At 73.9% G+C, this 11,864-nt stretch carries 6 protein-coding genes; 4 read left to right on the top strand and 2 right to left on the bottom strand.

The annotated features are described in order from the left end of the window. The first annotated feature begins 54 nt into the window (after positions 1-54). The 4 genes from QFZ64_RS33100 to QFZ64_RS33085 all read left to right on the top strand — a co-directional run bounded on the left by QFZ64_RS33100 (position 55) and on the right by QFZ64_RS33085 (position 6,496). On the top strand, positions 55-1,029 hold the full coding sequence (locus QFZ64_RS33100; RefSeq protein ID WP_307071158.1) for a MoxR family ATPase: 975 nt from the start codon (positions 55-57) through the stop codon (positions 1,027-1,029). Positions 1,030-1,520: 491 nt separating this feature from the next. Further along, a complete protein-coding gene (locus tag QFZ64_RS33095) occupies positions 1,521-2,297 on the top strand; it encodes a hypothetical protein (protein WP_307071157.1) in 777 nt (258 codons plus the stop codon). Continuing rightward, a complete protein-coding gene (locus tag QFZ64_RS33090; RefSeq protein ID WP_307071156.1) occupies positions 2,294-5,212 on the top strand; it encodes a hypothetical protein in 2,919 nt (972 codons plus the stop codon). The genes QFZ64_RS33095 and QFZ64_RS33090 overlap by 4 nt, the downstream gene beginning before the upstream one ends. 63 nt (positions 5,213-5,275) lie before the next feature. Continuing rightward, positions 5,276-6,496: a toll/interleukin-1 receptor domain-containing protein gene (locus tag QFZ64_RS33085; protein ID WP_307071155.1), complete on the top strand. Its 1,221-nt coding sequence runs from the start codon at positions 5,276-5,278 to the stop codon at positions 6,494-6,496. Between the two features lie 98 nt (positions 6,497-6,594). Here the strand turns inward: QFZ64_RS33085 and fxsT are convergent, their stop codons facing one another. Then, positions 6,595-10,566, bottom strand: coding sequence for an FxSxx-COOH system tetratricopeptide repeat protein (gene fxsT, locus QFZ64_RS33080; protein WP_307071154.1), 3,972 nt, complete (start codon positions 10,564-10,566; stop codon positions 6,595-6,597). Further along, entirely contained in the window at positions 10,563-11,729 is a 1,167-nt protein-coding gene (gene fsxC / locus QFZ64_RS33075) for an FxsC protein (RefSeq protein WP_307071153.1), read from the bottom strand. Before fsxC ends, fxsT begins: the two co-directional genes overlap by 4 nt. Positions 11,730-11,864 lie beyond the last annotated feature (135 nt).

Genomic DNA, 11,864 nt, shown 5'->3' with positions numbered 1-11,864 from the left:
TGTCGGCTACCCTCTGCGAGGGAGCTTTCACGGTACGGGGACCAGGGGGAAACAGTGGGCTACGTCAAGCTTTTCGACCCCGACGAGGAGCTCACCGGAACCCCGCACCCCGATCCCTTGCCGCCGCTCCCGCCGCGCGGCGTGGCCCGGCCGGACGACGAGGTGTACCTCTTCGACGACCGTACGGTCCTGGCCGTCAACATCGCCCTGGCCACCGGCCGCCCCCTGCTGGTGCTCGGCCCGCCCGGCTCCGGCAAGTCCACCCTGGCGCCCAATGTGGCCCGGCTGATGAGGCTGCGCTACTACGCCGAGGTCGTCACCGCCCGTACCGAGCCGCACGACCTGCTCTGGCGCGAGGAGGCGTTCCGGCAGCTCAACGACGCGTACTCGGGGAGGCTCGGCGCCCCCGACTCGCCCGCGTACTTCCGGCCGGGCGTGCTGTGGAAGGCCCTCGACCCGTCCGTCGACCCGGTGTTCGCCGACTCCGCCGATCCCGCCGGCTCCGCGGCCGGGGAAGCCGTGGGCGCGGGGGCGGATCCGGCGTTGCGCGGACGCCCGGCCGTGGTGCTGATCGACGAGATCGACAAGGCGGATCCGGACGTGCCGGACGCGCTCCTCGACCCGCTGAACAACCTGCGCTTCGAGGGTCCGGGCCGCCGTCTCGTGACGGCCGCGGAGGGGATCGGCGCGCCCCTGGTGGTCATCACCAGCAACGAGGAACGGGAACTGTCGGCCGCCTTCCGGCGCCGCTGCATCCCGCTGGTCCTGGAACCCCCGGACCGCGAACACCTGCTGCGAGTGGCCCAGTTGCACATGGGCGCGGCCTACGACCCGCTGCTCGCGAGCGAGTTGGCCGAGATGTTCGACGCCGAGTCGTCCGCCGCGCGGCCGGTGGCGAGCACGGCGGAGTTCCTCGACACGCTGCGGGCCTGCCGGCAGATGGGGCTCACCGCCGACTCCCCGGAGTGGCGCGCGGTGGCGGGCCTCGCCATGGTCAAGGGCTCCACCGACGTCCTGCCGTACGCATGAGCTCACGCCGGGCCCAGGTGGGGGACCTGCTGCGGGCCGCCCGTCTGCTGGGCGTACGGGACGCCGAAGGTGTGGCACGGCTGGCCGACGCGATGGGACTGCCGTCGGGGCCCGGCCCGGTCCCGGCGGACCCGGGGTCCGTCGGGACCGGGGCGACCGACGCGGACGGCGGGCCGGGCACCGGGGGCCGGGGCGCGGAGCGACGACGGCCGGTGCGCTCCCTGCACGCCGGCCCCGGGTCACGGCCGACACGCCTGGACCGCCCGCCGACGGCCTCCCGCCGAACCGCGGCGCCGGTCGACGCAGACGGATCCGGGGGTGGAGGAGGGGGCGGGAACGGGGCGGTCACGCGAGCCGACACCCCCACCCCGACAGCCGCAGCCGCGCGCCGGACCGGGCCGGGGTCCGGGTCCGGGTCCGCGTCCGCGTCAGACGGTTCCGGCCCCGGGAGCCACCCCGCGATCCCGGAGACCACCGGAGCCTCCCTCCTCATGCTCCGCGCGCCGCTCCCCCCGCCGGGCCCCACCGGCCCCGACGGCGAGCCCGCCCTGCGTGACCTCGCCGACGCGCCGGACCCGCCGGAGCCGCCCGACATCCTCGACGTCCCCTGGACCAGCGCCCCGCCCCGGCCCGCACCGCCGTGGGACCCGCGGACCGAACGGGCCGTCTTCCTCGCCGTGGCCAGCACGTACCGCAGCGGGCACACCGTCGACCACGACCGGCTCATGGAGCTGGTGGTCCGGAGCCTCGCCGGCGGCCCCCTCGGCCGTCCCCGGGTTCCGTACCGGCAGCGGGCGACCACCCGGGCCGGGGTGCACCTGCTGCTGGACCGGGGCGAGTCGATGCGGCCCTTCCGCGAGGACCAGGCCTGGCTGGCCTCCCTCGCCGCCCGGGTGGTGCCGCCCGACCGGCTGACCGTGCTCGACTTCCGGCTCACCCGGGGCGCCAGCCGCGACGGCGGACGCACCTGGGGACCGCACCCCGTCCCGCCGCACGGACAGCCCGTCCTGCTCATGTCCGACCTCGGCCGGCTGCGGCCGCCGCTGCCCGGCCGTCACCACGCCACCCCCGCCCAGTGGCTGCCGTACCTGCGCCGGCTGTGCGCGGCGGGCAATCCCGTCATCTGCCTCACCCCGTACCCCGTGCGGGAGCACCCGGCCGCGATCCGGCAGCTCACCACGCTGCTCACCCTGGACCGCGGCATCCCGGTGCGCACGGGGCGGTCCGCCGCCCGCGTCGGCCGGCGCAGGCCGGGGCGCGGGTCGTGACGGCGGCCCCCGAGCGCAGCAGCGCCTTCCGGCTCATCGCCGAGCAGCGCCGCGACCAGCCCGACGTGGTGCTGCTGGCGCGCTCGCTGTGCCTGGCGGCGCAGGCCGAGCCGTACTTCGTGCGCGGCGCCCGGCTGCGGTTCCTGCCGCGCAGCGGCATCGGCCTCGAGGCCAGGCTGTGGTTCTCGCCGCTGGTGGAGGCCGCCGACAGCCGGGCGCTGGTGCTGAACCCGGAGGTCGGCGCCGAGCTGCGACAGCAGTTGTCGGTGCGGGACCTGAGCCTGCTCGGCTCGGTGCGCGAGTACACCCGCAACGCCCACCGCGCCGCCCCGCCCCTCGTGCGTGCCTTCGAGGAGCTGCTGTGGCGGGCCACGATCGGACCGCGGCCGGCCGAGGCGGAGGTCGAGGAGGCCCTGGCCCCACTGTTCCGGCAGGTCCTCGCCGACGGCGCCGGGGCGGCCGACGCCAGCCGCTGGGTGCTGCGCTTCCTTCCCCGGTTGCCCGAGGACGTGCACGGCTCCTGGCCGGCATGGCGGCTGCAGGTGATGGCGGCGGAACGGCTGGGCATGGAACCGCCCACCGGTGTCGCCGCCCGCACCGGCGCCGACCGGGTGCGGGCGGTGCGGTCCCTGGTGCACAGCGAGGTCGACATCGGCGTGCGGCCGGTGGCGGACGGCATCGTGCTGACCCGGCCGCCGGAGCCCGACGCGCTGGTCTGCCCTGCGAGCGGCGCCGCCCGGGTCCGGCTGCGGCTGCGCGGCGCGCTGCCCGGGGCCGGCTGGCACGAGCTGGACCTGTACGACGACGAGCGGGCCGCGCTGCGCCTCGGCGTCATCGCCGAGGCCCGTCCCGACGGCACGGTGCTGCACGCGCGGGCGGAACTGGGCGGCACCCTGGCCTGCGTACGGGCCGCCGGACGCGGGGCGACGGCGGTCACCGCGGACGGGCGCACCGACCTCTCGGTCGACGACGGCGAGACCGTGATGCCGCTCGAACTGCCGGACGCTCCGCGCCTGTTGGCCGTGGCGGACGCGGGCCCCGCCGCCACGGCGGCGGTGACCGGCAGCGGCCTGCACGTGGTGTCGACGGCGCTGGACGGCACGGCCGACGCCGTCCTGCACCGGCTCCCGGCGGCGATGGCGGAGCCGACGGCGCTGGGCTGGTCGCGGCTGACCCGGCAGACCGTGCTGTGCCTGGCGTCGGGGACCGAAGTGGTCCTGGCGGCCGACGGCGATCCGCGCCGCGATCTGGCGACGCTGACGCACTCGGCCCGGGTGGTGGCGCTGTGGACCTCGGTCCGGGCCGGGGTGGTGGCGGTGGCGGACGCGCGGGGCGATCTCGCCGTCCATCGCCCGTCGTCGGGCACCGGCCCGCCGACGATGCTGTGGGGCACCGGCCGGGCGATCACCGCCCTGACCGGCGACCCGGCGTCGGGCGCGGTGGTGTGGGCGACGGAGGACGGCCGGATCCACGCCTGGCGGCCGGACGGCGACACGGCCGGGACCCGGGGCGGCGGCGGGGACTACGGCGGGGAGACCCGCGGCCGTCGTGAGGAGGACGACTGGGACGTCCTGGCCGTGCTGCCGGCCCCGGCCGTCTCACTCGCGGTCTCGCCCGAGGCCGGGCTGGTCGTGGCGGCGGACGGCGGTCCCCGGTTGCTGCGGCTGCCGTGGCCGGACGGCGGACCGGTGGCGGAGGCGCCGGTGCCCTTCTCGGTGCGGGAGGTGTGTCCCGCACCGGGCGGACGGTTGCTGCTGACGGGGCACGGCGGCGAGGTGGAGATCCGTTCCGAGGACGGCCGGGCCCACCTGTTCACCCCGGCCCCCGTGCCCACCGCACCGGACGGAACCGGCCCTGCCTGGCTCCGCGACAGCGTGGGGGTGGCGCTGTCCGGGAGCGATCTCCGGCTGCCGGCGCGGGCGCGCCGCTGGGGCGTCGGCCACGTCTGCCTGCCCGCCTCCCTCCTACCGGGCGCGTCCCGTACGGCGGCCCTGGTGGAGCAGGCACGGGCCCAGGGCCTGCGGGTACTGGCCGATCTGCGCCCGCCCGAGGACACCGCCGCGCACGGGGCGCTGCTGCGGCGGGCGTACGACCTGCTGGAGGAAGGGCTCGACGGCCTGCGTCTGCGCGACGCCGCCCACTGGCCCGAGGCCCTGCTCACCCGGCTCCGCCACCTGCTGGACGCGTTCCCCGGAGCGGCGCTGGTGGGGGTGACGGACCAAGACGGGAACGGAGACGGGCACAGGGCCGGGAGCGGGGGTCGGGGCGGAACGGAACGGGGCGACGGTTCCGGTGCGGCTGTCGCCGCCACCCACTGCCACCTCGTCCTCGGCGCACCGCCGCACGCACCGGCGGGTGCCTCGCAGCCGGTTCCCCCCTGGGCACTGCCGCCCGACGCCCCGTACACCGAGGCCTGTCTGCTGCTGGCCCTGCCCGGCTGCCACGAGGTCCCCCTCGCGGTCCTGGACGCGGCGACGCCCGAGGCGACGGCCCTGCGCACCCTGCTGGCCGCGCGGGCCACCCAACTGGCCGTGCGCGGCGACGAGTTCACCCCGCACCCGACCGGGGACCCACGGCTCACCGGCGTCCGCCGCAGCCGCGCCGGCCAGACGGTACTGTGCCTGACCAACACCGCCGGCACCCCGATCGTCGCCCGTGTCCCCTGGCCGGCCCCGACTCCGACATCCGAACCGCCCGGACTGCCCGAACCACTCGAACCGCCCGAACTCGTCGAGATCGCACACGACCTCCCGGATCCACACCCGTCCGCCGCCGAGCCGGACACCCTACGCATGACGGACGGCGTCTTCACACTCTCTCTCGGACCGGGCCGCACCCGCTGGTTCCGGCTCCGTCCCGCTCCGGGCCCCCGGTCGACGGAGGCGACCGACCCCTTCGGCCCACCCGTCCCCTGACGTCGCACGCCGCGGGTCACGACCGGCCGGCGTCACCCCGTCCCCAGTTCAGCGAGGAGCACCATGCCAGGTCCCCATGTCTTCCTCAGCCGCAGCGAGCCCCTGGACTGCCCGTGCAGTTGCTGGCCCGCGCGGCGCGCCATGGAGGAGCTGCTGCGCGCGGAGGGCTGCGCCCCGGTCGTCGTGGACCGGGAGTCGCTGGTGCCCGGGCAGGAGTGGATGGAGGCGATATCCGACGGCATGGGCAGCGCGCACGGCATGCTGCTCATCGTGTCGGTGCACGCCCTGAAGTCCGAGCATGTGCAGAACGAACTCGCCATGGCGGAGCTGCGCAACCGCACCGACGGCTTCCCGGTCATCCTGCTGATGCTGCCGGAGGTGGACCTGAAGGCGCTGGAGCGCAGCGGGCTCAACTCCCTCAACCCGTCCCGGCGGCAGACCGTCGAGTGGCCGGAGCGGGGTGATCTGGAGGCCGTACGGCGGGACATCGCGCCGCAGTTGGAGCTGATGCGGGCCGGGCTGAACGACTCCCGGGTGCACCACCAGGTGGTACGGCACCTGCGTGAAGTGCCCGACCGCAGCCTGGACCGCGCCAGCGTGACGCTGGGGGTGCCGCTGGCCGGGCTGTCGCCCCTGAAGCAGCACCGCCTCGCCTCCGGTCTGCTCGCCGAGCGGCCGAGTGAACAGGAGGCGGACGCCGACCCGTTGCGGGCCGCCCTGACCGAACTGCTGCCGCTGCCGGGGCCCGGGGACTCCCGGGAACTGATCGAGCTGAGCGTGACCCACGCCCGGGTGCCGGGCGCCGAGGCCGACCGGCTGCGCGAGGCGCTGTGCGGGGCCGGTCCCCGCGTCGCCGTGCTGCCCGCCCGCTCCACGGACACCGCCCGGCGTTACGTCCACCGGGCGACCGAACAGCCCCTGGCCTGGGACCACTTCGTGGTGCCGATCACCGCGGGCACCGGTGTCCTGGACGGCCTGGTGGTGGGCATCCGGGACCTGTTGGAGGACGTCGACGTCTACGACGAGGAGACCCTGCGCGAGCACGAGCGGGACTTCGGCCCCGTGGTGGTGATCGTCCCGCATCCACCGGACAGCGACCTGGTGCGGACGCTGGACGCCGAGTTCCCGGTGGGCGTGCTGTTCCTGTTCGTCGTCGACGGCGATCTGCTGGGTACGGCCGGCGCCCACACCCTGCTGGACGGTCTGCCGTCCTGGCGCGAGGAGGAGATGAACCGCACGGTCCGCCGGTTCGTCCGCAAGTACGCCACGTCCCGCCAGAATTGACGCGCGTCGACCGGCGTGGGGGGCGGGCCGACAGCCCGCGGGCCCCGACCGGTCGGCCGGGGCCCGCGAAGCGTACGCGTCCGAGGACGGTCGCCCGATCAGATCGGCGGCATCTCCAGGTCGAAGTCGATCCGTCGGCGGTTCACCATCGCCCGGCAGGTGGGGTGGCGCGGACCGAGTGTGCGCTCCGTTTCCTCCCCCGCCTCCCGCAGCGCGGTCTCGGCCTCCTCGTCACCGGCGAGGACCCGTTCCAGGGCCGAGTTGTACCGCGCGCACAGGACCCTCGGATGGTCCGCGCCGTACAGCTCGAGGTAGGCCTCGTGCACCTTCTCGTCCTCCGCCGTCGCCTCCCGGTGCCGGCCCAGCGCGGAGAGCGCCCCCGCACGGTTGGCCCGGCAGGCGACGGCGGCGGGGTGCCGCTCCCCGAGCCGCCCGACCAACTGCCGCAAGGTGTCGTCGGCGAGCTTGAGCGCTTCCGTCGCCTCGTCCCGGGCACGCAGGATGGCCACGAGGTTGGTGGCCGCGGCGAGGGAGAAGGGGTGGTCGGCGCCCAGTCGGCCCTTGTAGACCTCGAGGTTGTCCTTGCCCAGCTCGGCTGCCTCGGCCCGCCGTTCGGGCTGGGTGTCCGAGAGGGCCAGCAGGTCGCAGGCGAGGTTGGCGCCGCACGACATGGTTTCGGGGTGGAACTCCCCGTACCGCTGGCGGTAGGCGTTCATCGTCGTCCGGGTCAACGCCTCGGCGGCGGTGTGGTTGCCCAGGCGGCGCTGGGTGACGGCGAGGGAGGCGTCGGTGCGCAGCACGTCGTCCGCGTTCTCGCCCAGCAGACCGGCGAACCGCCTGCGGATCTCGGTCAGCAGCTCCAGGGAGCCCTGGTAGTCGCCCATTTCGCGGCGGTCCAGTGCCACGCCGTTGGCGAGGATCCAGGTGAGCCGGTTGCGCACCCCGAGTGCCGAGCGACACTTCGCGTAGGCCTCCTCGGCCAGTTTGAGTGCCTCCTGCGGCCGGCCCGCGAGGTTGAGCGAGACGCCCAGGTTGTTCGCGGCCCGCAGGGTGGATTCGTGTTCCTCGCCGAAGTCGGGGTTGGTGCGGCAGAGATCGTAGGTTTCCTTGTCGGACTCGTAGGCCTCCTCGTAGCGGCCGAGACCGCGCAGGTCGCCTCCGTAGTTACGGGCCGTGACGAGGGTGTGGCCGTGGGTCTGGCCGAGTTGCTCTTGCTGACGCCGGAGGGTGTCGGCGTCCAGCTCGTAGGCCTCCTCGAACCGGCCGAGGGACCGCAGTGGGTTGGCCACCTGCGCGGCCAGCCGCAGCGTCAGGTGGTGGTCACGGCCCAGTGACTCGCCCCAGGTGTTCAGGGCACGGCGGCCCAGGGCGGCCGCGGCCCGGTGGTCGTCGATCCCCCACTGGTTGCGGACCTGCCGGATGACCCATTCGCAGACACGTGGGTCGGTGCTGGAGATGGCCCGGGAGGGTTCCAGGTGGGGCAGGAGTTCGGCGAAGCGCTGGCGTACCGTCACGTCCTCCTCCGGCAGCGCCGCCGAGGGCAGGGCGCTGGCCAGTACCAGGTGGGCGTGGTGACGGACGTGTTCCTCGCGGGCCGGATCCTCCTGGAGCCACTCGCGGACGGCGGCCTGGAGCAGCCGGTGCACCTGGATGAAGCGGTTGCGCTGGTCCACGGTGGCGAGGGCGTACCGGCCCAGGTCGCGGATCAGGTAGCCCATCACCATCGGGTCGAAGACGGAGCTGTCCCCGGTCGCTTCGGCGAGGTAGTTGCGCATGCCGTCGCTGTAGAGCAGGGAGTGCGCGATGGGCTCGGGGGAGAGGAACGAACAGAGTTCCAGCAGCCGGACGGCAGCCGGACGGTCCTGGGCGAGCCGGTCGACGGAGAGCCGCCAGACCGCGGTGAGGGACTGCTGCTGCGGACCGTCCCCGACGGCGCCTTCGCGGCGCAACACGGCGCTGACCCGGCTGTTGACCAGGTCGAGGTAGGTGTCCAGGGGCATGGCGGTCTGGCGCAGCCACGCCGCCGCCATCTCCATGGCCATCGGGAAGTCGCCGAGCCGGTCGGCGATCCGGTCGGCGTCGGCGTTCGACAGTCCGTCGACCCGGCGGCGCAGCAGGGCGACGCTCTCGGACCGGCTGAAGGCGTCGACCTCCATGGAAGCCTGGCTCTGGCCGATGGGCGAGCGCCGCGCGGTGACGATGACGTGGCCGGGACCGTCGTCGGGGATGTACTGCGAGACAGAGGCCTCGAGACGGTCCGGGCCCTGGCTCTCGATGTTGTCGAAGACCAGCAGCCAGCGTCCGACCCTTCCCGTGCGCAGCGCGGCCAGGGTGGCCTGGACGCGCTCGTCGACCGAGGCGCCGGGGAGTTCCAGCTCGGTGCCGAGGTCCGCGAGCAACTGCGGGATGGCCTCGGGCTGTTCGGAGGGGATCCAGTGCACGACGTCGTACTGGGCGCCGTAGCGGTGGACGTATTCCTGGGCGATCTGGGTCTTTCCGATGCCGCCCAGGCCGTAGAGGACGACCCTGCCCACCGGGGTGTCCTGTCGCAGCGCCTCCACGCCGAGTTCGGAGCGCACGTGTTCCAGGTAACCGTCGCGGCCGGTGAAGACGTTGTTGCGCGGAGGCACGTTGAACGCCTTGGGGACCAGGCCCGGATAGGCCGGGCCCTCGGGGGCGACGGCCGCCGGTGGCTCCAGGTCGAGGAGGCCGAACACCTGGTTGAGCGCCTGCTGCGGCGGCAGGTCGGCGAGGGTGAAGCCCGGCAGCCCTCGCAGTGCCGGCTCCGGGGTGTGTTCCCGGGCGCGCAGTCCGATGATCCTGGGGCCCTCGGGGGCGGACGCCAGGGCGCGCAGTTCGTCGGCCACGGGGGTGGTCGCGAAGTCGGGCGACAGCAGGGCGATGACCACGTCGGCGCTCTCCGCCGGGCGGGCGGCGAGCGGGACCGAGGGGCTGCTGCCCCGCTGGGTGACGGCGAGTCCGGCGGCCTGCATCTGGGCGGCGAGCCACTCCGCCCAGGCCCCGTCGCGCAGGGCGAAGTCCAGCCGCACCCGCGGCACCATACCCCCGCCGGGCATCCGTACCCGCTGGAAGCGTGCCAGCAGTTGCCTGCGGGTCTGTTCGTCGATCGGCTGGACGGCGGTGACCGCGCCGTCGGTGACGGTGGCGGTGAGGCGCTCGTAGGCGGCGAGGAGGGAGGCCGGCTGCCGGGGGGTGTCGGCGACGGTGGCGAGGACCTCCTCGTAGGCGAAGTACGAGCGGTAGGGGATCTCGACCGCGCCCCAGTAGCTGTCGGGATCGGAGGCGCGCGGGGTGTCCTTGAGGAATTCCTGGAAGCGCCGGCGGGCGTGGTCGCGGCTGGCCTCGAGTTTCTCCTGCTCGGCGTAGTCGACCCGCATGGGCACCGGGATGATCTTCACGTGGGGGGCGCCGCGCTTGACGTCCCGGGCGATGTCCGCGCCGCCGTCCACCGACTGGGTGTTGAGGGTGAAACAGTTGACGAGGACGTCCGGGAGCATCATGGTCGTGATGCCCGAGGTGTCGCCGAAGCCGGTGCGGCTGTCGATCAGGACGTAGTCGTAGTTGCGGCGCATGTCCTCGCGCAGCGCGTGGAGGAAGGCCGCCCCGTCGCGGCGTTCGTAGAAGCCGCGCCAGTCGTAGGTGTTGATCGTCTCCGAGTACTCCTCGGTCTGCTTGCCCGAGGAGACGAAGTCGATGTACCCGCCGTCCGGGAAGGTGGACGTCAGCGTCGTGGCGTAGCGCTCGACGCGGGCGTACTCGCGCAGGTCCTCGTCGGTCGTGCGCGGCACGCGCAGCTCGAACTTGCGGACGAGATCGATCAGGCCCTCGGTGGAGGCGAGATCGGGGTCCCCGAGGAAGGGGGTGAAGTAACGGTGCAGGCCCGGTGCTTCGAGGTCCCAGTCCATGACGAGTACGCGTTTGCCGTTGCTGGCGAGGATCCATGCCACGTTCGCCAAGGACATGGTGCGGCCGGTGCCGCCCTTGAACGAGTAGAAGGTGACGATGGTGCCGGACTCCGCGGTGCCGGCGTCACCCGAGTCGAACTTCATGAGGAGCGCCTTCCGAGCAGGGGAAATGGAGCGAGGCCGGTGGCCGGCGCGGCCGGGGCCCGTTCGGCCTCCACGGACTTCATGGCGTCGTTCTGCAGGCGGATCAGCGCCTTGCGGAGCGCGGAGGTGAAGCGTTCGGAGTCGGGCAGACTCCACCGCTGGTATTCGGCGAAGCTGTGCCGCAGCAGCGGGAGCATGCGGTCGACGGCGTCGTCGAGTTCGGCGGCCTGCGCGGCGGACTCGGTGTCGTCCTCGCTGCGCGGCTCCAGCACGGTGGTCGACCGGCCGGGGCGGCCGTCGACCGCCGAGAACAGCCGTTGTTTCTCCCGGATCCGGGCGACCCAGGCGTCCACGAGGAGCACTACCAGCCGGTCGGGGTCCGCGCCCACCCGGTCGACGGCGGTGTCGTCCAGCGCGAGGATGTCCGGTGCGAAGTCGAGGGCGGTGGCGACGTCCGTGACGAGGGAGGCGAGTGCGCCCTTGTCCTCGGGGGCGTAGGGCGACCAGTCCAGGGACCGGTCCCCGTAGAAATGCCGTGCCTGCCGGTCGGCGGGCAGCTCCTGGCGGGACATCGAGGCCATGACGAAGTCGATGGCCCGTCTGCCCTCGCGGGCACCGGGGCGGACACCGGCGCCGGTCGTCGTCCGGAAGCCGTGCATCTCCGGCAGCTCCTCGCGGGCTGCCGCGATCCGGCGCGCCAGGGCGTCCAGCACCTCTCCGTACTCGTCCTGGTAGCGGGCCTTCAGACGCAGCAGATGCAGTACACCGTCCCGCTGGTAGGCCTGCGACGGCACGTGCAGGGGGGAGATCGGGGACGTGACCGCCGGGGGGTGGTCCGGGTCGGGTTCCCAGACGACCGGGATGACGGCGTCCGCGCGGCGACCGGTGCGGGACCAGTGGACGTCGAGACGCTGCTGGAAGTAGTTCCACTCGGCAACGCAGTACGACTGGCTGAAGTAACGCGGTGAAAGGAGCGCGACGAGGACGGTCGACCGGCTCAGGGAATCGAGAGGCACGTCAAGGGTGTACGGATCGCCGCGCGAGCCCAGCGTTTCGGGAGGTCGCCCGATACGCGCCCCCACCGCCACGCTCAGATCACGGAAGAATGCCGCGACCCACTCCTCGTCGACCCTGCGGACATGGCTCAGGTAGAAGTGGCTCACCGTGACTCCAGTTGCATGACACGTTCCCAGGGCATGGGCGGCCTCCGGGCGTGCCACGACATGGAGGCGGCACCGGCCTCGTTGCCGTCCCGCGCCCAGGATCGACCGAATGTTCCGTTACGGGCGATAGAGACG

It is taken from the genome of Streptomyces sp. B3I8 (genome assembly GCF_030816915.1).
Lineage (GTDB): Bacteria > Actinomycetota > Actinomycetes > Streptomycetales > Streptomycetaceae > Streptomyces.
This window is presented reverse-complemented; position numbering and strand designations above follow the sequence as displayed.